Here is a 21,133-nt window from a genome sequence, read left to right as displayed (position 1 = left end):
TTATGTCCAATGAAATGTATCAAATCATTGCCATCGGGATCTACATGGCCGCGATGCTTTATATCGGCTGGTATTCCTACAAAAAGACAAGCAATTTGACTGACTACATGCTTGGCGGCAGATCACTCGGTCCGGCAGTCACAGCGCTCAGCGCCGGTGCGGCTGACATGAGCGGATGGCTTTTGATGGGCCTTCCAGGAGGAATTTATGTAAGCGGTTTAGCGAATGCATGGATTGCCATAGGATTGACCGTCGGCGCGTATCTCAACTGGCTTTATGTAGCACCTCGACTTCGCTCATACACCCATGTGGCGAATGACTCCATCACGATTCCAAGCTTCCTGGAAAACCGTTTTAAAGATGATACAAAGCTTTTAAGAATTGTATCCGGAATTGTTATTCTTCTATTTTTTACTTTCTACGTTTCCTCCGGGATGGTCGCCGGAGCTGTTTTCTTCGAGAATTCATTCGGCCTTGATTACCATACCGGCTTGCTGCTGGTCTCTGCAGTCGTAGTTGCCTACACATTATTCGGCGGCTTTCTGGCAGTAAGCTATACAGATTTTATCCAGGGAATGATGATGCTTCTCGCCCTGCTGCTAGTGCCGATTATCGGCTTCTCAAAAACTGGGGGACCTGCAGAAACATTCGATACCATCCGTTCGATTGACCCTGCATTGCTAGATTTATTTAAAGGTACGACGGTGCTCGGTATCATATCAACTGCAGCATGGGGTCTTGGCTACTTCGGCCAGCCTCATATCATCACCCGCTTCATGGCAATCACCTCAATAAAAGAAACAAAGAGCGCCAGAAGAATCGGAATGGGCTGGATGATCTTCTCCTTGATTGGAGCAATGCTGACAGCTTTGATCGGTCTTGCTTATTTTACACAGAATCCGGATGTTAAGCTGGATAACCCTGAAGCAGTATTTATCGTACTCGGGCAAATCTTCTTCCATCCATTGTTCGCCGGCCTCATGCTGGCAGCCGTACTGGCAGCAATCATGAGCACAATCTCCTCCCAGCTGATCGTAACGTCCAGCGCCCTGACTGAGGACTTGTATAAAATCTTGTTCAAAAAAGAAAAAACTGATAAGCAATACGTGTTTTTTGGACGTTTGGCGGTACTCTTAGTAGCCATCATCGCTGCATCACTTGCCTGGGTGCAGAACGACACGATCCTTGGCCTGGTTGCGTACGCCTGGGCTGGCTTCGGCGCAGCGTTCGGACCAATCATCATCCTTAGCCTGTACTGGAAGAAGATGACCAACTGGGGCGCGATTCTCGGTATGATTGCCGGGGCCGCTACCGTCGTCATCTGGAGCAATTTCGGCCTGAGCGATGTGATGTACGAAATCGTTCCGGGTTTCATTATCAACCTGATTATTTCTGTTGCTGTCAGCTTGGTAACTTATAAACCAAACCCTGAGATTGAAAAAGAATTCGATATGAGTGTTGAAAACTTAAAATCCTAAAATTGATGCCACAGAGAGCCTTTCTCTGTGGTATTTTAATTTGATTTTCCGATAAAAACTTACAGGAAATTACATATCGATAATCGAATTCATATAATGATAACTAAAAGTCTGAGGGGAAAATGATGAAGAGAAAGCTGCTATTCTACGGAACATCTGCTATATTGCTTTTAACCGTCTTGATTGCCATGGACCGCTATAAATTATATAAAGAGGAAAAGCCGCCTATACCGACCGTAACGGTGAATGGGCAGGAGATCCCCCACATTCTCGGTCAATATGATTGGCATGGCACGAAAACGGAGAAAATGGATCCAATCAAAGCCATGGCTGGCACGAATCCCTCCAAGGTGAAGGAAAGAGAAACACTCGAGGTCTCATTTCCTCCAGAAATAGAGCCTGAAACTATTTCAATCAGCCAGGTTAACGCAGCCCCTGGCATGGAAAAGCAAAAAGCTAAAGAAAACACCCTGCCAATTCCTAAAAGCCTTACCCCAGAAAATATATATTTTAAAATAAAAGCAGAATGGAAAAAGGGTTACAGCACATATTATATTAAAACGGATATAGAGGACCTGCCACTTTTCTATGATTTCCTCTCAAAGGATCCTGAGAAACTATCAGTCCTGGCAATTGTTCCACGTGGAGATTCAGAAAAGTATGACATTCCAGACGAAGTAAAGGAAAAACTTGAGTCCTTCCAAATATCAGATGATTTGGATGGACTTAAGAAGAAATATCCTGAGCTTCTAACCAATATAACTCCAGTGTATATGATTTTTGATCGCGCGTTTCTCCAGCAAACCGTCCATGATAAGGAAAAGTTGATCGAACGTGTGATGGATGATGGTCGGGGTTGATATACAAGGCTCTGGTTACTAAAACAATATAAATCCCGATTCTTTTCCCCCTTTCCCGGGAAATATCGACAAAAAAGCTGGCGAGTGGTTCGCCAGCTTTCGCAATTATCTTTTATTCAACTCTTCAACAAGCAATTTGTTTACAAGCGGCGGGTTTGCCTGGCCCTTTGTTGCTTTCATGATCTGGCCGACGAGGAAGCCTTTTGCTTTATCCTTGCCACCCTTGAAATCTTCTACTGATTGAGGATTCGCATCGATTATTTCAATAATGATCTTAAGCAGTTCGCCTTCGTCGGAAATTTGGACAAGTCCTTTTTCCTTGACGATTTTCTCCGGATCGCCGCCCTTTTCGATCAATTCCTTGAACACCTGCTTGGCAATCTTGGAAGAGATTGTGCCGTTTTCAATCAGCTTGATCAAGCCAGCAAGTCCTTCAGAAGTCAGTGCTGTTTCATGCAGCTCTTTCGATTCGGCCTTCAGGTAGGCTGAGAATTCTCCCATCAGCCAGTTGGATGCCTGCTTAGGATCCGCCCCGGCTTTCACAGCCGATTCAAAGAAATCAGCCATTTCTTTTGATACCGTTAGCACCTCTGCATCGTAAGCTGGCAGTCCCATTCCCTCGATATATCGCTTTTTCCGCTCGTCCGGAAGTTCAGGGATTTCCGCACGAACCCTTGTCTTCCATTCTTCGTCGATATAAAGGTCAGGAAGATCCGGTTCAGGGAAATATCGATAATCATCTGATCCTTCTTTTACACGCATTAAGAGAGTGGTGTTCGTGGATTCATCATATCGCCTTGTTTCCTGCTGGATTTCACGGCCAGCAAGGATTTCCTCTTCCTGCCGCTTTTCCTCGTACTCAAGGCCTCTGCGTACGAAGTTGAAAGAGTTCAGGTTTTTCAACTCAGTTTTCGTACCGAATTCCTTTTGCCCAACCGGCCTGATGGAGATATTCGCATCACATCGAAGTGAGCCCTCTTCCATTTTGCAATCCGATACGCCCGTATATTGGATGATTGACTTTAATTTCTCAAGATAGGCATATGCCTCATCCGGCGTGCGTATATCGGGTTCCGATACGATCTCAACGAGCGGTGTTCCCTGGCGGTTGTAATCCACCAGCGAATAACCATTACCGTGAGTCAGTTTGCCAGCATCTTCTTCCATATGAATTCGCGTGATGCCGATTTTCTTTTTATAGCCATTCACCTCGATCTCAATCCAGCCGTTCTCGCCAATAGGCTTGTCGAACTGGGAAATCTGATAGGCCTTAGGATTGTCCGGATAAAAATAGTTTTTTCGATCGAACTTTGTATGCTCCGCGATTTCGCAGTTCAAAGCCATTGCGGCTTTCATCGCGTATTCAACCGCTTTTTTATTCACGACTGGGAGTACTCCCGGATAACCCAGGTCGATTACGCTTGTATTTGTATTCGGCTCGGCACCAAAATGGTTCGGGCTCGCCGAAAAGATTTTTGATTCTGTTTTTAATTCAACATGGACCTCAAGGCCAATTACCGTTTCAAACTTCATCATTTTCACCCCTTTACAGCTCAGGTTGTTGTTTATGGTAATCTGTTGCCTGCTCGAATGCATGGGCAACTTTATATACAGTGCTTTCATCAAAATGACGCCCGATGATTTGCAGGCCAAGCGGCAGACCTTTGTCAAAGCCGCACGGAACCGAGATGGCTGGCACACCTGCAAGGTTGACCGGAATCGTCAAAATATCATTGGCATACATCGTCAGTGGGTCTCTTGTGTTTTCGCCAAGTTTGAATGCCGGTGTTGGTGCGGTCGGTCCGATGATGACATCGTACTGTTCAAACACCTTTTCAAAGTCCTGCTTGATCAGCGTGCGGACCTTCTGTGCTTTTTTATAATGGGCATCATAATAACCTGCACTCAGCGCAAATGTACCAAGCATGATTCGGCGTTTTACTTCCTCACCGAAGCCTTCTTCGCGAGTCATCTTATACATATTGAGCAAGTTTTCAGCGTTCGGCGTTCTGTATCCATAACGCACGCCGTCAAAGCGCGCCAGGTTTGCTGAAGCTTCCGATGATGATAACAGATAGTATGTAGCCAAAGCATACTTGGAGTGCGGCAGGGAAACTTCTTCCCAAGTCGCCCCCAGTCGCTCTAGAATGACAAGTGCGTCCATTACTGATTTACGGACTTCTTCATTCACGCCCTCACCGAGGTATTCCTTCGGCACAGCGATTCGCAAGCCTTTTATATCGCCAGTCAAAGAAGCGATATAGTCAGGGATGTCCACGTTTGCGGAGGTCGAATCCATTTCATCGTGCCCCGCGATCGCTTTTAAAAGAAAAGCATTGTCTTCTACATTCCGAGTAATTGGTCCAATCTGGTCCAAAGAAGAGGCAAATGCGATCAATCCAAAGCGTGAAACAAGTCCATAAGTTGGCTTCATGCCGACCACACCACAGAAAGATGCCGGCTGGCGAATCGATCCGCCTGTATCGGAACCAAGCGAGAACAGTACTTCCCCCGCCGCTACCGATGCAGCCGAACCGCCAGAAGAACCACCAGGTACACGGTCAAGATTCCAGGGGTTGAACGTTTTTTTGAAGCCGGAGTTTTCGTTTGAGGATCCCATTGCGAACTCGTCCATGTTCAGCTTGCCGATCGTCACCGTTTCTGCCTGTTGGAGCTTCTGGATAACTGTCGCATCATAAATAGGATCAAAGTTTTCGAGGATCTTGCTTGCAGCCGTTGTACGCAGACCTTTCGTGACGATATTGTCCTTGATGCCAATCGGCAGTCCGTATAACTTACTGGTTGGAGCATGTTGGATTGCCTTATCATCCAATGCCTTTGCTGCTGCTCTTGCATTTTCTTCATCCAATGTTAAAAACGCCTGGACCTTGCCTTCAACCTCGCCAATCCGCTTGTACGATTCGTCGACCAGGTCGGAAACGCTGAGGTCTCTTTTATGTAAAAGCTCATGAAGCTCCGAAATCTTGTGTTCAAATAAACTCATCGCCGATCCTCCTACTCCATAATTCCTGGCACTTTGATCTGACCATCCTGGTGCTCAGGCGCATTTTTCAATACCTCTTCACGCGGAAGGCCCTCTTTTGCACGATCTTCCCGCATGACATTCTTTATTTCAAGCACATGTGCAGTTGGCTCTACATTATCTGTATTCAGCTCATTCAACTGCTCCGCATATGTAATGATTTTATCCAGCTGGTCCGTCAGCATTTTCGCTTCTTTTTCCGTAATAGCCAGTCTTGCCAGGTGCGCGACATGCTTCACCTGTTCCTCAGAAATCCTTGACATAAAAGCACCTCCATCTTAATCGTCTGATAATAACAATAATAATGATCATAGCAAAGTTTTCCACGTTAAAGCAATACAAGCTTGCCGTTTGTACTATTTTAACAGAAGCAGAGCTTGATCGCAGACATATAGGACATTTTCGTTCATTAAATTAGTTTGCAGATGAAGGACAGCGGGAAGGGATAGCCAAAGGAGGTTAAAAACTTGGCTATATTAACTTTTTTCCTGGTTATCCTGTTAGCAGGAGTTCATCTATCGGTAAAATACTACTCAAAATTAATGGAACAGCCGCGTAAACCAATACTCAGCTTCGCCGGCGGTGCATCCGTTGCCTATGTGACCGTGCATCTGCTGCCTGAATTCCAGAAGGTGCAGAAGGAATTCAATAAGCTGATACACTTACCCAAACATTATGAAGAATACAGTTTGTACCTGATCGCGACAATTGGCTTCATCGCTTTTTATTCTATCAATCATTTTGTAAAAGCTTCTGAACAGAACAGGCCCAATCTTCCTGTCTTTATTTTTCATATAGGAGCCTTTGTCCTCTATAATTCGTTCATTGGCTATTACCTGATCAAAGGCTTGAAGCAGGAGCCTAAAGCGTTAATCATTTTCACGGCCGTTTTCGTCCTGCACCTCATGGTTAATGATGTCGGACTCCGGCTGGACCATAAAAAGCGTTATGATCCATGGGGTTCGCTGATCCTGGCTGTTTCTGTGGTGGGTGGATGGCTGCTCGGCTACCTCGTCACACTTCCTACCTTCATTTTCGCCCTGTGGTTCAGCTGGCTGGCTGGAGGCATCTTATTGAACACCATAAAGGAAGAACTGCCTAAAGATCGCAAAAGCAAGCTGCTTCCGTTCATTTTAGGAGTTGTGGCTTCAACATTATTGTTCATTTTGATTTAAAGCTGATTTAATAAAAGGGGTGGAAGTTAAATCCACCCCTTGCCCATTTTGCTGTCGAATCCTCTAAGAAAACTTATGAATCTGCTAAATGAGTTATAAACCACGTGTAGATTGATCACCTATTCCCAACGCCAGTTTTAAATATTCCACAAATAGTATCGATTGCTCTTTAATCCTCAAATCTTCCTTGGATAACATTGCATCCTCTACTGCTAAGCCGTCGATGAAGGCAATGATCGAACGGGCAATGATTTCATGATCAAATCTTGTGCTGAATTCCCCGCTTCTTTGGCCATGTTCAATAATATGAGCATATAATTTCAAGCCATTATTGTATCGAACTGATCCGTATTCTCTTCTATGTTCATCATTTCTTCCGATTATAAAAAACTCAAGTTTTGCCGGCGCCAAAGGATCCATTTCATCATCAGGCTCCCCGGTCTCGCCAAAGATGGTTTGCATGAGCAGATCCCAATAGGATGTGGCATTGTCCTTTAACATCTCCAATGTCTCATCCAATTCTATCGATAATCCTTCTTCTAGAATCGTTTCGAATACTGCTTCTTTATTTGAAAAATATTGATACAGCCCGCCTCTGCTGACATTCGCAGCGTCCATTATGTGCTTCATCGTGGCCCGCTCATATCCATATTCAATGAAAACCTTCTCTGCCGCCTTCAAAATTTCAGCTCGACGCTGTTCCATGTGTTCCCGACTGACTTTCGGAGACATTTGCTCTCCCCCGTTCTATTTTACTCTTGAAAACCAGACCAATAATCGAGACTGCAACCAACAATAATCCAGTTATCACAAATGTCGGTATGACTCCCAGGACAGTGGCAAGCAATCCGCCAGCCAATGGCCCAATGACTGTGGCCGTGGTGGTCACGCTGTTCAACACTCCGAAAACCCTGCCTGTCATGTGAACAGGAGTCTCGGTTTGGACTGCTGCCTGAAAAGGGATGAATACCAACCCTGCTGAAAATCCAGCCGCCAATCCCAGAGCTGGCCCCCATAACACCGGCAGTGCTAAATCCAATTGGGTCAATAAAGCCAGAATACTAAAACTGATCCCCATCCCGCAAACTCCAATGAACAATAGAACCAGCGCATTGTAATCTGTTTTTTTAGCCAACAGCAATCCTGTAAAAAACATTCCAACACCTGATGCCGTAACAATATAACCAAACAAATCAGGAGATGCATTCGATAGTTCCCTCAATAAAACAATGATTTGCGAATCAGACAATTGTAAGATCAGGAGGCTTACCCCCATAACAATCATACCAATAACTAAGTAACGACTGCCTTTGATGAACCTGATTCCCTCGAGGAAATCCTCCTTAAACGAAGCTCCTCCTTGTTCACCCGAATCTACTCTTACAGATGCTGCTGCCTTTGGTAAAGTGATCAGCAGTAACGCTGAAATAATAAATGTGCCTGAATCCATAATGAATACCATTTTTGTCCCAAAGACCGAGACCAGCAGACCGCTTAATAATGGCCCCAACACCTTCGTCCCGGAATCAATCATCGAGGTAATGGACATGGCACTTTTCATATGTTCTTGATCAATTAGTTCTTTAAGCTTACCATTCTTCGCCGGGACAAATATAGCCGAGAGCATTCCGACCATGAACAAGCAAATATAGACCATCCATAAGGAATCAGCAAATGCCAGAGTCAGAATTAATCCCGCTCTGACTACGTCTGAGAAGATCATGATCGCCTTTCTGTTCATCCTGTCAGCAATCGTTCCGGTGAATGGTCCAAGCAGCGCCATCGGAACAGCCAAACATAAAATGATAAAGGAAACCTCCATTGGAGAAGCCTCCCACTTCAGGCCAACCATCGTGATGATTGCAATCACACTCAACCAGTCACCAATACTTGATATTAACTGCGCAAGCATTAAGGTGATAAACCCCTTGTTCTTTAAAAGACCGCCCATTCTCATCCCTCCAGACTAAAGCGACACTTATGTCGGTTTGTTATTTTCATTATAACGACACCGCTGTCGATTTACAACTTATTTTTGTAATTTTTTGGATTTCAGTAACTGTAATCATTGGAAAAATGGCCAAAAAAAAAGAGCCAACCTAAAAGGCTGCTCTATTTCCTAAAAAACTTACCAAACCCAGATAAGAATCCCTTTTTCTTCTTAGGTTCAGCTGTTTGAATCACGGGTTTCTTTTTGCCAAGATAAATCTCCTCTTTATCAATAGCATGGCCGTGCGCTAAAACGAGTCCGAGTTCTGAATCGTAATCCTTATTTGTCACGATTGTAAACTCGATGCCCCGTTTTTCAGCCGCTTTAATGTACTCAGATAAATAAGAATATGATATATTGCCGTTTAAAAAGAGGTGGGCTTCGCGGTTTTCATCCATAAGCTCCTCAACTTCAGGTTCAACACCCTTCCTCATGACCTCGCCCTGCGTAAGCGCAATGACCACCCGCTCCCTGAGTGTCGTCAGGAAACGCCGTCTCTCATCAGGCTTTGTCTGTTTAGCACCATGAATCCCCTGCTGCAGATAATCATCCACTTTATTGCTGCCCATAATCGTCACCCCCTCCACATATACTTGGTTCCGCAGTCCTTAAATACATTTTTATCTTAACCCAGGCAGTCGCTTATGTCCTGATGAAATACAATGCATTTAGTTTTCTTGCCGAATTCTCGTTACTTTCTTTTCGGGCTCATGTTAGTCTAGCTTGTTACCGAGATCTTGGATTCTCTCCTTTGCGGGCACATGTTGGCCTTACTTGTTACCGGAATCCTCAGTTCTCTCGTTTTTCGGGCACATGTTGGCCTGACTTGTTACCGAAATTCTCGGTTGTCTCCCTTTTCGGGCACATGTTGGCCTCACTTGTTACCGAAATTCTCGGTCCTCTCCTTTTTCGGGCACATATTAGTCTAGCAATCCTGGGTCCAGCCTTTTCGGGTACATCCTTATTCTTATCCATTATCGATACACGTTTTTATCCTTTTGAATTTATTTTTTACGTCCGCAATTCTAAATTCCTATGTGGATTATTCACCCTTATATGTATGTTCCCGCCCAAAAGTCTGTGCTAGTTTAAGGTTAACCTATTTTGAGCAAAAAAAACCTCCTCTTCGAATCGAAGAGAAGGACACAAATAGGAGAATGCAAGGTAAAAAATCAAAAACAGTTATGGTGAATCTTCGCCTGAGTTGGAGGGCTCAAGCGAAGAGAAAACCCGTGATCAGGAAGCAGTAAACTGTGCTTCTTCGGTAGATCCTTTTAGCGCAGTCGTTGAGGAAGTTCCTCCGGAAATGACCATTGATACATCATCGAAGTAACCTGTTCCGACTTCGCGCTGGTGCCTTGTTGCAGTGTAGCCGTACTGCTCGCTGTCGAACTCAGCCTGCTGCAGTTCGGAGTAGGCAGCCATTCCGCGTTCTTTGTAGCCGCGAGCCAGTTCGAACATGCTGTGGTTCAAGGCGTGGAAGCCAGCAAGTGTCACGAACTGGAACTTGTAACCCATTTTGCCAAGCTCGGTTTGGAACTTCGCGATTGTTTCGTCATCCAGCTTCTTTTTCCAGTTAAATGATGGTGAGCAGTTGTAAGCAAGCAGCTTGCCAGGATACTTCGCATGGATCGCTTCAGCAAAGCGGCGGGCTTCATCCAGATCCGGCTCAGATGTTTCGCACCAAACCAAATCAGCATATGGAGCATATGCCAAACCGCGGGCGATTGCCTGGTCAAGGCCAGCATTTACGCGGAAGAAGCCTTCCGGTGTCCTGTCCCCCGTGATGAATGGAGCATCATATGGATCGACATCGCTAGTGATCAAATCTGCCGCATTCGCATCAGTACGGGCTACAATCAAAGTTGGTGTTCCCATTACATCGGCTGCAAGACGGGCAGCAATCAGGTTGCGGACTGCCGTCTGTGTCGGAAGCAAAACTTTTCCGCCAAGGTGTCCGCATTTCTTTTCAGAAGAAAGCTGGTCCTCAAAGTGTACGCCAGCTGCACCAGCTTCAATCATACCCTTCATCAATTCGAATACATTCAGCTGTCCGCCGAATCCTGCTTCTGCATCCGCCACGATTGGTGCGAACCAGTCGATGGAATCATCTCCTTCTCCATGAGTGATCTGGTCAGCACGCTGCAGCGCCTGGTTGATACGCTTAACTACAGCGGGAACGCTGTTCGCCGGGTACAAGCTCTGGTCAGGATACATGTTTCCGGAAAGGTTTGCATCCGCTGCAACCTGCCAGCCGCTCAAGTAGATTGCCTTAAGGCCAGCTTTTACCTGCTGGACAGCCTGGTTGCCAGTTAAAGCACCAAGAGCGTTAACGAAATCCTCTTCATGTACAAGCTTCCACAGCTTCTCTGCACCGCGGCGAGCCAGTGTATGTTCAATATCAATCGAACCGCGAAGCTTGATGACATCCTCCGCCGTATAAGTTCTTTCCACTCCAACCCATCTGCTATCCATTTCCCAGCTTTCCTGCAATTTCTTTACACGATCTTGAGTCATTTTTTATTCCTCCTAGTGTTTGTTTTATATGAATCTATCAATCTATTAAGCTAAAGCCTGATAGCCAGGCAATGTTAAAAATTCAACGAAGTCTTCATTTAAAATCAATTCATCAAACATCTCTGCCGCCTGCTCGAATTTCCCATTTTCAAATACCGCTTCGCCGACTTCCAGCTTGATTTTCTCAAGTTCCTCTTCCTTCAGCTCGTGGTACATTTCAACCGTCACTTTGCGGCCATCTTCCAGAAGTCCTTTTGGATGGCGAATCCATTGCCATAGCTGAGCACGGGAAATCTCTGCTGTTGCTGCATCCTCCATCAGGTTATGAATCGGAGCTGCGCCGCGGCCATTCAGCCAGCTGGCCACGTACTGGATGCCAACATTGATGTTCATTCGCACACCGGCTTCTGTTATAGTCCCTTCTGGTACAGCAAGCAGGTCAGCTGCATTCACTTCAACATCCATCTGCTTGCCAGATTCTATCTGGTTCGGTTCTGGCATTTCCTTGTTGAACGCCTCAAGTGCTACCGGTACCAGTCCTGGATGTGCTACCCATGTGCCATCATGGCCGTCGCGGGCTTCACGCTCTTTATCAGCGCGTACCTTGGCGAATGCTTCAGCATTTGCTTCCTCGTCATTTTTGATCGGGATTTGCGCCGCCATTCCGCCCATTGCCGGAGCCTTGCGGCGGTGGCAGGTCTGGATCGTCAGCAACGAGTATGACCTCATGAACGGAACCGTCATTGTTACCTGTGAGCGATCCGGTAAAATCACATCGTCCTGTGAACGCAGCTTTTTCAGATAGCTGAAAATATAATCCCATCGGCCGCAGTTCAAACCAGCGGAGTGCTCTTTCAGTTCATATAGAATCTCATTCATTTCGAATGAAGCCAGGATCGTTTCAATCAAAACAGTTGCTTTAATCGTTCCCTGTGGAATGCCAAGATGATTCTGTGCATAAACGAACACATCGTTCCATAGGCGCGCTTCAAGGTGGCTCTCCATCTTAGGAAGGTAGAAGTATGGGCCTGTGCCCTGCTCCACCAGCTTTTTCGCATTATGGAAAAAGTACATCGCGAAATCGAATAAGCCGCCAGAAATGGGGTTGCCATCAAGCAATACATGTTTTTCTTCTAGGTGCCAGCCTCTTGGGCGAACCATTAAAACAGCTGTTTTTTCATTCAGTTGATACTTTTTGCCATTTGCATTTTCAAAAGAGATCGTTTTGTTAACGGCGTCCCTAAGATTGATCTGCCCTTCAACAATCGCTTCCCATGTCGGCGAAGTTGAATCCTCGCAGTCTGCCATAAAAATCTTCGCTCCAGAATTGAGCGCATTGATGACCATTTTCCTGTCAGTCGGACCAGTGATCTCGACTCTGCGATCCTGAAGATCTTTCGGGAGCGGCGCGATTGTCCACTCGCTCTCACGGATGTGCTTTGTTTCCGGCAAGAAGTCCGGCAGCTTCCCTCCGTTGATTTCCGCCTGGCGCATTTCACGCGCGGCCAGCAATTCCACCCGACGCTCGCCAAAATGCCTTTCAAGCCGCTCTACAAAATCAAGAGCCTCTGGTGTCAAAATTTCTTCGTATCCTTTTTTCATGCTGCCCACTATTTCAATTCCTGTAGTTTGTGTCGACATAGACTGTCTTCACCCCTTTGTTATAGTACAGTATCAATAACCCTAATATGTATTATATAACAGAGGTTTTAGATTGCAACTATTTTGTTGAATTTTTCTGAAAAATTTTTAAGAGTGAGAATTTCGTCCTATAAAAAAAACCTTTTCTCAATAGAAAAGGGTCATGAGGACTGATGTATCAAAGTTTAGATTGTTGTTACTTTTTTCATGGACTCGTAGAAAAGTACAACCGAGAACACGCTATTGTATTCAAATGTCATTTTGAGCGCTTCTTATTTTACCCAAATTGCTGTTCCCTTACAAAAAACGGCAAAAGGAACACCTCTGTTGCGGCATTGAACAGTTCATCCCAGATTAAACGCACAAAAAATCCCCTTCTCAAACGAGAAGGGGATTCCAATTCTGTATTAGTACATTTCAGAAGTAGTCTTCGCTTGCATGTGCAGAAGCAGATAGTCTGGTCCGCCAGCTTTTGAATCTGTTCCAGACATGTTGAAGCCGCCGAATGGCTGGTAACCGACGATTGCGCCTGTGCAGCCGCGGTTGAAGTAAAGGTTTCCGACATGGAAATCTTCACGTGCCTTCTGGATGTTTTCACGGTTGCGCGTGATCACCGCACCAGTCAGGCCGTATTCCGTGTTGTTCGCGATTTCAAGCGCATGGTCGAAATCCTTCGCTTTTGCGAATGCCACAACTGGTCCAAAGATTTCTTCCTGCATGATGCGGGCTTTTGGATCCACATCAGCAAATATTGTTGGCTTGATGAAGTAGCCTTTAGAGCTGTCTCCTTCGCCGCCAGTCATCAAACGGCCTTCCTGCTTGCCGATTTCGATGTAGCTCATGATCTTGTCGAACGCACCCTGGTCGTTTACAGGACCCATGAATGTGCTTTGATCAGTTGGATCATCGAGCTTAAGCTCATTTGTCAATTCAACCACGCGGTTAAGAACCTGGTCATATACATCCTCAACGATGACAGCACGTGAACATGCAGAGCACTTCTGGCCAGAGAAGCCGAATGCTGAAGCAGTGATCGCTTGAGCAGCCAATTCAAGATCAGCGTCTTTGTCGACAACCATTGTGTCTTTTCCGCCCATTTCAGCGACTACGCGCTTAAGCCAGATTTGGCCTTCGTTCAGCTTTGATGCGCGCTCGTTAATGCGCAGACCTACGTCACGTGAACCTGTAAAGCTGATGAAGCGAGTGTCTTTGTGGTCAACAAGGTAGTCGCCCACTTCTGCGCCGCTTCCTGGTACGAAGTTAAGGACACCCGCAGGCAGACCTGCTTCTTCCATTACTTCAACGAACTTAGCCGCAACAACTGGAGTAGTTGAAGCTGGCTTCAAAAGAACTGTGTTTCCTGTAACGATCGCTGCTACAGTTGTACCAGCCATGATTGCCAACGGGAAGTTCCATGGAGAAATGATGACTCCCACTCCAAGAGGAATGTAATCATAACGGTTATATTCATTTGGACGGCTTTCTACTTTCACGCCCTCTTTGATTCTTAGCATTTGGCGAGCATAGTACTCAAGGAAGTCGATTGCTTCTGCTGTATCAGCATCCGCCTCGTTCCATGGCTTACCAGCTTCTTTTGTTAAAAGCGCTGAGAATTCATGCTTGCGGCGGCGAATGATTGCTGCAGCCTTGAATAATACATCTGCACGTGTCTCAGGCTTTACTTTTTTCCAAGTCTTGAACGCTTCAACAGCAGCCTGCATTGCTTTTTCAGCCAGGTCGCGGTTTGCCTTTGATACGCGTCCAATAACTTCCTCTTTATTGGATGGGTTGTAAGATACAATTTTGTCTTCAGTCGAGATTCTCTCTCCGCCAATCACCAAGTCATAATCCTGGCCAAGATAGCCTTCTACGGTCTTCAATCCTGTAAGGTATCCTTCACGGTTTTCCTCATCTTTAAAATTCGTGAAAGGCTCGTGTTTGTATGGCTGAACCATTCTATCCCCTCCTATGTATTAAAACGTTTTCATTCCTTCCCCATTCTATCATGAGAGTCTCACAGTGTTCAACGTCAACGTACTAGCAAGTCTTGGATTGAGAATTTTCGCAATCTTTATTATGCCAATATTGTAATTTGCTCGTTTTTTGTTTGCTTTTTTGGTGTTGGTCGATTTAATCGTAGATGTGGTCGAATGAAGTGTGAAATTGGACGAATAATCTCTCAAGGTGGTCAAAATTTTTTTCCGAAAGTAAAATTAATAGATTAGTAAAAATCGCATTAATGAACAGCAGGGAATCCCTTTAATCTAGCGAATATTACTCTATCCATGCAAAAAAGGAGCCTATAATACATGAAAAAACGCCATGAAGTGCTGTTCAATCAGCTTGAATCCTATCGAAGCTATATTTTGGGTGTAACAGATACAGTTTCTGAGGAAGATGCGGAGAAAATCCCTGCAGGCTTTAACAATAATATCCGCTGGAACCTTGGGCATATTTACCTTGATCAATATTTATGGATCCAGGCGGTGACAAAAGAGCCGGCAGATGTCCCGGAAGAGTTCAAGTCCTGGTTTGGCTATGGTACCTCCCCGGCCAATTTTACAGAGGAAACCCCTACCGTCAGCGAGTTAAAAGACTTGCTGAAAACACAGCCTGCTAGAATAAAAGAATCTTATGGTGACAGATTGGATGATGAATTCACCCCAACCGAAATGGGGATGCATACAATCGAGCAAGTCCTGGTTCGGACCATTTTCCATGAAGGCATGCATTTACAGACAATCCTTGATATTAAGAAGTGTATTTAACATAAACTGATTCAAAAAAGCAAAGAGCCCAAGATGCTCTTTGCTTTTTTCCGAATCGGATTGTTTTCCACTAGTAACTTAAACCGTCCCCAAATTGATAAAACCCTTCGATGTTCACCGGCAGCCTTCCTCCCGGCTGAGCACCAAAGATAACATCAACTGCGGCGTTCCATGAGGTTGGGACGGGTGAGCCCCACCGCTCAATAGCATAGGATGCTAAATATGCATCTACTTCAGGGAAATGTTTTATATCATAAGGCAATCCCAATGATAGTGCTACAACTGGCTTACCAGTAGCCTTTAAAGCTTGTACCAAATCCACCTGTCCTTCAGCTAGTTCACCCGGTGAGAAAGTGGCTACTATTATTCGATCTGCCTGTTCTGCCAATTGAACTGCGTTTGCAATATCAGCATTAGTAGAGTTCGTCTCGGTAATCGCACTCAGCACTGTTTCTGAAGTCTTAGCATCCACAGCATTTATGACTTCACTGATATGTTTAGCTGATCCATAAATTTTTGGACCAACAACAAGTGTAGTTTCGTCATTAGCTGTCTCAAACGGCAGTACTCCATCATTTTTCAACAGAGTTATTGACTTTCTAGCTACCTCTGACGCTGCTTCTTTGTGGGCAGTAGTATTGACAACTTTTGTTGCAGTTGCAGGGTCGTCATAACGGTCATTGAATAAATCATATTTAAACTTTGCCGTCAGAATTCTTTTTACAGATTCGTCAACCCTCTTTTCCGTTAAATCACCTGATTTCAAAGCATTATATAACGCATCATAAGTTTCAAGTTGCTGTTCATATGTTCCGGTTGCCATAACAATATCAGCGCCAGCATTAATCGCCATCACACCTGCCTCGCCTGCGCCCCACTCTTTATCAATCGCATGCATACTCATTGCATCAGTGACTATTATGCCATCAAAGCCCATTTCTTCACGAAGGAGCCCAGTAAGGACTTTTTTAGAAAGAGTCGCTGGAAGCTCAGGGTCAATAGCATTAATGATGACGTGAGCTGTCATAATGGAATCTACGCCAGCATCAATTGCCGCTTTAAACGGTGGTAAATGTACTTCCTCCAGCGTTTCACGATCATAGGTTACCGCAGCCAGTCCATAATGCGAATCGACACTGGTATCACCGTGACCTGGGAAGTGTTTGGCTGTTGCTAGGACACCGTTATCCTGGTATCCCTTGATTTGTGCTTTGGTCATATCTGATACAAGTTGAGTTTTTTCGCTGAAGGACCTGACACCAATGACTGGATTGGCCGGATTTGTGTTGACATCCGCTACAGGGGAATAGTTCCAGTTAAATCCCGTCGCCTTTGACTCAATGGCTGTAATTTTAGCTACTTCTTCTGCAGCTTGAAGATCTCTTGTTGCACCAATCCCCATTTGACGCGGGAAGGCTGTACCATCAGAAACATGCTGGACAGAGCCATATTCCAAGTCGGCAGATATAAATAATGGAATATTCAAACGGGTTTGGGAAGCCCATCCTTGCAACTGATTATTGTATTCAGCGGTTTTCTTTGCATCTCTGTCACCATAAACTATGACAGAACCGACATTGTACTCTTCAATTAATTTTCGAGTGCGTTCATCTGGCATCTGGTTTTGATTATCATGAGTAGAAGGCATCACAAGTTGTCCGATTTTCTCTTTATCAGACATATGGGCAATGATTCTTTGAACCATACCATTCCTTGCTTTATCTGTTGGCGGATCAGGATAGTTGAGGTCGTTAGAAGATTGAGCATTACTTCCAAGTGGCACTACAAGAGTTGAAGCTAACACAAGAACGCTAATCATGGTACTTAGTTTCTTCATTTTATTCCTCCTATAGACTTTATTTTCACAAATAAGTTACTTTCTTCTCCTCCCTTCAATATGTAAGTGCTTACAGTGTAAGGTTATTATAAATATTGGAAAATATAAAATAATAAGTCAGCAATGGAATCAAATTGATAGAATAGTCATATTATTTTGGTTTACTAAATAATTTTATAGATGGAAAGTCATAGTGGAAAATACGGCTCCAAGTGCAGAATAACTATTTATTAAACTAGCAAATCCGGGTTTTATTACCTTGCTTAAATATTTTTCTTTTTGGAATCTGAAATTTAATTTGCAGTGTTTGCTTTACTTTTCTTTAATAAAAAAAGTAAAGGACTAAAAGCCCTTTACTCGTTACTGATAGATATGCACAAATGGTTCATCCTGATCCGGCTTTTTAACGATCAAGGCTTCCTGCCCCAGTACGGATGATACGCTGACCTGCACGGAAATGTAGTTAGGGAAGTGCTCCATGACCAGTCCCGTTACATACTGGGTGAAGCCAATAGCCTCGGCTTCGCCGTAGAACTGGATCGGTATTTCGATGTTTATTTCCTGAAGCTGGCCATCCAGATAAAAGCCTTTGCCGATGACGCCGTTGAAGTTAGGGAAATATTCCTCAACATCCTGCTTGAAATTCTGGAAAAATGTCAGGTCATCCCGGTGTTCCTTCTCGGCTTTATCCGACGGAAACAGGATGTATTCTTCTTTTACATCCTTCCAGCTGCCGATATTGTTGCTGCCCTGTGATACTTCTGCATAGGTGAAAAAGTTGCCAGGAACAACAGAAGATCGGCTTTCCTGTTCAAACAATCCGATGGTAATCGGTATATTTTTCAGTTCTTCGATTCCTCTTAACCTGTTGACGACTTCCTGGGCAATTTTCTTCCCTTCAGCTTCAAGAACGGATCGGGAAATATTCTTCTCAAATACTGCCCCAAATTCAACCTCTTGATAATAATGGACGGAATTAAGTGCCAGTCCAATGGCGATGCCGCCAAGCTGGTACGTATCCTTCTCCCCTGATTGGACGAGATAATTATGCTCCAGGATATGTGCTAGATAAATAGGATTCTTTTTATTCTGTTCATGGGCGTCGCCCTTGCCAGAATTGGCAGGATTCAGACCCAGGTTTTTCACTGTGACCTTTTTATTACTTTTTTCTTTTTTAGCCTTAGCCTGCAATTCTTTTTCCTTAGCATCGACCTGAGCCGGAGTCATTTCGCGTTCCAGCCAGGATGCTACGGTACTGCTGTCGAGATACTGGCCTTCTTTAAAGACATACTTGTCTGTTGGGAAAGAGTTTTGGGCAACCCTCATCAGTCCGGTCTCGAACTCGGTGATGTCATAACGCGTATTCAGATTGTTAACGACCATGCCGCGGGCTTCCCCAGGCTCGAACGGCATAATAGTACGGTAGTATTTGTCCGAAATTTTATATTTCGGAATAATCGCTTTTTCCTTTGTTTCATCATCCTTCTCCTGGACGACCTCTTCCTGCTTTTGAAAATTAGGGGCACAGGCCGTCAGCAAAAGGACAAGAGATAGAGCGACCATTGAGAGCTTCCTCATGGCGTGTACACCTCTTATCTATTAGCTGTTTTCGCAGTCATTGCAGCTTTTCGAACACATATTAATAACCGCATTCCTTAAAGTATCGGGTTCTTTTCGAGGAGACTTCCGAACCGGAGATGCGGAAATATCCGTAAAAACCCAAAACCCGGTTTTTACTTTGGATGTGAAAGCAACAAAGCTTACGAAAAGAGCTTATTTATTTAATTCTTCAAGCATTCTCTCCTCGTTCCACACTTCAATCCCCAGGCTTTCTGCTTTTGTCAGCTTTGAACCTGCATCTTCCCCGGCAATGAGTAAATCCGTTTTCTTGCTGACGCTTCCGGCTACATTGCCGCCGAGCGCCTCGATTTTTTCTTTTGCTTCGTTTCGGCCCATTTGCTCGAGCTTCCCGGTCAACACGATTGTTTTGCCGGCAAAAAATGAATCCGATTCTTCAGCGGTAACCTTCTTAGGCCCTTTGTATTCCATATTGACGCCGACAGCCTTCAGCTCGGAAACCAGCTCGCGCACTTCATCACTGTCAAAGAATGTAACGATGGAGTCGGCCATTTTGTCGCCGATTTCATTAATGGCCGTCAATTCTTCCTTCGTCGCCTTCATCAAATGATCCATTGTTTCAAATTGCTGAGCCAAAGTCTTTGCGGCTTTTGCCCCAACCAGACGGATACCCAGTCCGAACAATAGCTTTTCCAATGAATTATCCTTCGTGGCTTCGATTGCTGACAGCAAATTGTTGACGGACTTCTCGCCCATTCGCTCAAGAGCCAGAAGCTGCTCGCGTGTCAGCTTATAAATGTCGGCTACATCCTTGATCAGCTCTTGTACAAACAGTTGGCTGACCACTCTCTCTCCGAGTCCGTCAATATTCATCGCATCTCGGGAAACGAAGTGGATCAGGCCTTCCCTGATTTGAGCAGGGCATTTCGGATTGATACAGCGAAGCGCGACTTCTCCTTCAATCCTGACAAGCTCGCTGCCGCATTCAGGGCATTCTGTAGGCATGTGGAACTCGACTTCATCGCCTGTGCGCTGCTCAGCAAGGACATTAACAACTTCCGGGATAATATCTCCTGCTTTTTTGATGACAACTTTATCACCGATTTTGATATCTTTTTCCCGGATCAAGTCTTCATTGTGCAAGGAAGCACGTCCAACGGTAGTACCAGCTACCTGGACTGGTTCAAGGATGGCAGTCGGTGTGACGACACCTGTGCGGCCAACGCTCAATTCAATCTCCTTCAAAGTTGTCACGACTTCTTCGGCAGGGAATTTATAAGCGACCGCCCACCTAGGACTCTTCGCTGTCGTCCCAAGCTCAGCCTGCTGGTCGAGTGAATCAACCTTGATTACAATTCCATCAATATCGTATGGCAGGTCAGGGCGCTTTTCGACCCAGCTGTTCACATACTCGATGACACCTTCAATGCTGTCAACTTTCCGGCGCTCTTTATTGGTTTTAAATCCAAGATTCTCCAGATAATCCAGTCCCTCGCTATGTGCGCGGATTCCAGTATTACCGACATTTGCAATACCATATAGGAATACATCCAGATTTCTTGAAGCAGCAATCTTCGGATCAAGCTGGCGAAGGGAGCCAGCGGCCGCATTACGCGGGTTGGCAAAAGGTTCTTCTTCAAGCTCTTTTCTTGCTTTGTTCAATGCTTCGAATGATTTCTTCGGCATGAACGCCTCACCGCGCACCTCAAGCGAAACCTGCTCTTTCAAGCGGATCGGCAAAGAACGGATCGTCTTCAGATTAGACGTAATATCCTCACCAGTCGTTCCATCACCGCGAGTCGCACCTCGGACAAGCATCCCGTCCTCATAAATAAGCGAAACTGCCAGACCATCGATCTTCAGTTCGCAAACATAAGAAACATTGTCGCCAACACCCTGGCGGACACGGCGGTCAAAATCCCGCAGGTCCTGCTCATCAAAGGCATTTCCCAGGCTCAGCATCGGAATTGCATGCTGCACCTTATTGAACATCGTTAAAATCTCGCCGCCAACACGCTGTGTAGGAGAGTCGGGAGTCTGCAGTTCAGGGAATTGCTCCTCGATTTCAATCAGTTCCCTCAAAAGCCTGTCATACTCCGCATCCGGAACCGACGGCTGGTCAAGAACATGATATTCATAACTATATTGATTAAGCAGATTTTGCAAATCCTTGGCTTTTCTCTCAGCACTTTGAAAATCCATAAATCCAGCCCTTTCATAAATGAAGTGAAAACAGAAAGCGCAAG

General features: G+C 45.1%; 16 protein-coding genes. 4 read left to right on the top strand and 12 right to left on the bottom strand.

What is annotated here, in order from left to right; translation table 11 throughout:
- Positions 1–2 precede the first annotated feature (2 nt).
- A complete protein-coding gene (gene putP, locus J7E35_RS18600; RefSeq protein WP_214782361.1) occupies positions 3–1,478 on the top strand; it encodes a sodium/proline symporter PutP in 1,476 nt (491 codons plus the stop codon).
- Between the two features lie 125 nt (positions 1,479–1,603).
- Positions 1,604–2,338 carry a hypothetical protein gene (locus J7E35_RS18595; RefSeq protein ID WP_214782358.1) on the top strand — a complete coding sequence of 245 codons (735 nt, stop codon included), beginning with the start codon at positions 1,604–1,606 and terminating at the stop codon, positions 2,336–2,338.
- A 105-nt stretch (positions 2,339–2,443) separates the two neighbouring features.
- On the opposite strand, the gene gatB is transcribed toward J7E35_RS18595, so the two are convergent.
- The 3 genes from gatB to gatC are packed head-to-tail and all read right to left on the bottom strand — an operon-like array spanning position 2,444 to position 5,644.
- Positions 2,444–3,871, bottom strand: coding sequence for an Asp-tRNA(Asn)/Glu-tRNA(Gln) amidotransferase subunit GatB (gene gatB / locus J7E35_RS18590; protein ID WP_214782355.1), 1,428 nt, complete (start codon positions 3,869–3,871; stop codon positions 2,444–2,446).
- 13 nt (positions 3,872–3,884) lie between these two features.
- Complete coding sequence (gene gatA / locus J7E35_RS18585; RefSeq protein WP_214782352.1) at positions 3,885–5,342, bottom strand: Asp-tRNA(Asn)/Glu-tRNA(Gln) amidotransferase subunit GatA; 1,458 nt, start codon at positions 5,340–5,342, stop codon at positions 3,885–3,887.
- Positions 5,343–5,353: 11 nt separating this feature from the next.
- Positions 5,354–5,644 carry an Asp-tRNA(Asn)/Glu-tRNA(Gln) amidotransferase subunit GatC gene (gene gatC, locus J7E35_RS18580; RefSeq protein ID WP_214782349.1) on the bottom strand — a complete coding sequence of 97 codons (291 nt, stop codon included), beginning with the start codon at positions 5,642–5,644 and terminating at the stop codon, positions 5,354–5,356.
- Between the two features lie 204 nt (positions 5,645–5,848).
- Here gatC and J7E35_RS18575 point away from each other — a divergent pair, with 204 nt between their 5' ends.
- Complete coding sequence (locus J7E35_RS18575) at positions 5,849–6,556, top strand: hypothetical protein (protein ID WP_214782346.1); 708 nt, start codon at positions 5,849–5,851, stop codon at positions 6,554–6,556.
- Positions 6,557–6,649: 93 nt separating this feature from the next.
- Here J7E35_RS18575 and J7E35_RS18570 read toward each other — a convergent pair whose 3' ends face one another.
- From J7E35_RS18570 to pruA, 6 genes are all read right to left on the bottom strand, one after another.
- Positions 6,650–7,261, bottom strand: a complete 612-nt coding sequence (locus tag J7E35_RS18570) for a TetR/AcrR family transcriptional regulator (RefSeq protein WP_251041081.1) — start codon at positions 7,259–7,261, stop codon at positions 6,650–6,652.
- Positions 7,242–8,507 carry an MFS transporter gene (locus J7E35_RS18565; protein ID WP_214782340.1) on the bottom strand — a complete coding sequence of 422 codons (1,266 nt, stop codon included), beginning with the start codon at positions 8,505–8,507 and terminating at the stop codon, positions 7,242–7,244. The genes J7E35_RS18570 and J7E35_RS18565 overlap by 20 nt, the downstream gene beginning before the upstream one ends.
- A 161-nt stretch (positions 8,508–8,668) precedes the next feature.
- Complete coding sequence (locus J7E35_RS18560) at positions 8,669–9,115, bottom strand: YueI family protein (protein ID WP_214782337.1); 447 nt, start codon at positions 9,113–9,115, stop codon at positions 8,669–8,671.
- Between the two features lie 667 nt (positions 9,116–9,782).
- Positions 9,783–11,063, bottom strand: a complete 1,281-nt coding sequence (gene aceA, locus J7E35_RS18555) for an isocitrate lyase (RefSeq protein ID WP_214782335.1) — start codon at positions 11,061–11,063, stop codon at positions 9,783–9,785.
- Positions 11,064–11,108: 45 nt separating this feature from the next.
- Entirely contained in the window at positions 11,109–12,704 is a 1,596-nt protein-coding gene (gene aceB / locus J7E35_RS18550) for a malate synthase A (protein WP_214782333.1), read from the bottom strand.
- A gap of 407 nt (positions 12,705–13,111) precedes the next feature.
- Positions 13,112–14,659, bottom strand: a complete 1,548-nt coding sequence (gene pruA / locus J7E35_RS18545; RefSeq protein ID WP_214782331.1) for an L-glutamate gamma-semialdehyde dehydrogenase — start codon at positions 14,657–14,659, stop codon at positions 13,112–13,114.
- 354 nt (positions 14,660–15,013) lie between these two features.
- Here pruA and J7E35_RS18540 point away from each other — a divergent pair, with 354 nt between their 5' ends.
- A complete protein-coding gene (locus J7E35_RS18540; protein WP_214782329.1) occupies positions 15,014–15,472 on the top strand; it encodes a DinB family protein in 459 nt (152 codons plus the stop codon).
- A gap of 70 nt (positions 15,473–15,542) precedes the next feature.
- On the opposite strand, the gene J7E35_RS18535 is transcribed toward J7E35_RS18540, so the two are convergent.
- From J7E35_RS18535 to ligA, 3 genes are all read right to left on the bottom strand, one after another.
- Positions 15,543–17,309 (bottom strand): glycoside hydrolase family 3 protein, encoded by a 1,767-nt coding sequence (locus J7E35_RS18535; protein WP_214782327.1) that lies wholly within the window; start codon positions 17,307–17,309, stop codon positions 15,543–15,545.
- A 360-nt stretch (positions 17,310–17,669) separates the two neighbouring features.
- The gene (locus tag J7E35_RS18530) at positions 17,670–18,887 is read right to left on the bottom strand and encodes a CamS family sex pheromone protein (protein WP_214782325.1); all 1,218 of its coding nucleotides are present in this window, start codon (positions 18,885–18,887) and stop codon (positions 17,670–17,672) included.
- A gap of 195 nt (positions 18,888–19,082) precedes the next feature.
- Positions 19,083–21,089 (bottom strand): NAD-dependent DNA ligase LigA, encoded by a 2,007-nt coding sequence (ligA, locus tag J7E35_RS18525; protein ID WP_214782323.1) that lies wholly within the window; start codon positions 21,087–21,089, stop codon positions 19,083–19,085.
- Positions 21,090–21,133: the final 44 nt, after the last annotated feature.

This window comes from Bacillus sp. ISL-45 (assembly GCF_018613195.1).
Classification (GTDB): domain Bacteria; phylum Bacillota; class Bacilli; order Bacillales; family Cytobacillaceae; genus Mesobacillus.
The sequence above is the reverse complement of the archived record's forward strand: the minus strand, read 5'-3'. Positions and strand labels throughout refer to the sequence as shown.

Excerpts from the sequence above, each read along its gene's own strand:
- J7E35_RS18565 (WP_214782340.1), bottom strand. The coding sequence starts at position 8,507 with ATGGGCGGTCTTTTAAAGAACAAGGGGTTTATCACCTTAATGCTTGCG.
- J7E35_RS18570 (WP_251041081.1), bottom strand. The coding sequence starts at position 7,261 with ATGGAACAGCGTCGAGCTGAAATTTTGAAGGCGGCAGAGAAGGTTTTC.
- pruA (WP_214782331.1), bottom strand. The coding sequence starts at position 14,659 with ATGGTTCAGCCATACAAACACGAGCCTTTCACGAATTTTAAAGATGAG.
- gatA (WP_214782352.1), bottom strand. The coding sequence starts at position 5,342 with ATGAGTTTATTTGAACACAAGATTTCGGAGCTTCATGAGCTTTTACAT.
- J7E35_RS18530 (WP_214782325.1), bottom strand. The coding sequence starts at position 18,887 with ATGAGGAAGCTCTCAATGGTCGCTCTATCTCTTGTCCTTTTGCTGACG.
- aceA (WP_214782335.1), bottom strand. The coding sequence starts at position 11,063 with ATGACTCAAGATCGTGTAAAGAAATTGCAGGAAAGCTGGGAAATGGAT.
- J7E35_RS18560 (WP_214782337.1), bottom strand. The coding sequence starts at position 9,115 with ATGGGCAGCAATAAAGTGGATGATTATCTGCAGCAGGGGATTCATGGT.
- J7E35_RS18595 (WP_214782358.1), top strand. The coding sequence starts at position 1,604 with ATGAAGAGAAAGCTGCTATTCTACGGAACATCTGCTATATTGCTTTTA.
- gatC (WP_214782349.1), bottom strand. The coding sequence starts at position 5,644 with ATGTCAAGGATTTCTGAGGAACAGGTGAAGCATGTCGCGCACCTGGCA.
- J7E35_RS18535 (WP_214782327.1), bottom strand. The coding sequence starts at position 17,309 with ATGAAGAAACTAAGTACCATGATTAGCGTTCTTGTGTTAGCTTCAACT.
- J7E35_RS18540 (WP_214782329.1), top strand. The coding sequence starts at position 15,014 with ATGAAAAAACGCCATGAAGTGCTGTTCAATCAGCTTGAATCCTATCGA.
- aceB (WP_214782333.1), bottom strand. The coding sequence starts at position 12,704 with ATGTCGACACAAACTACAGGAATTGAAATAGTGGGCAGCATGAAAAAA.
- putP (WP_214782361.1), top strand. The coding sequence starts at position 3 with ATGTCCAATGAAATGTATCAAATCATTGCCATCGGGATCTACATGGCC.
- gatB (WP_214782355.1), bottom strand. The coding sequence starts at position 3,871 with ATGAAGTTTGAAACGGTAATTGGCCTTGAGGTCCATGTTGAATTAAAA.
- ligA (WP_214782323.1), bottom strand. The coding sequence starts at position 21,089 with ATGGATTTTCAAAGTGCTGAGAGAAAAGCCAAGGATTTGCAAAATCTG.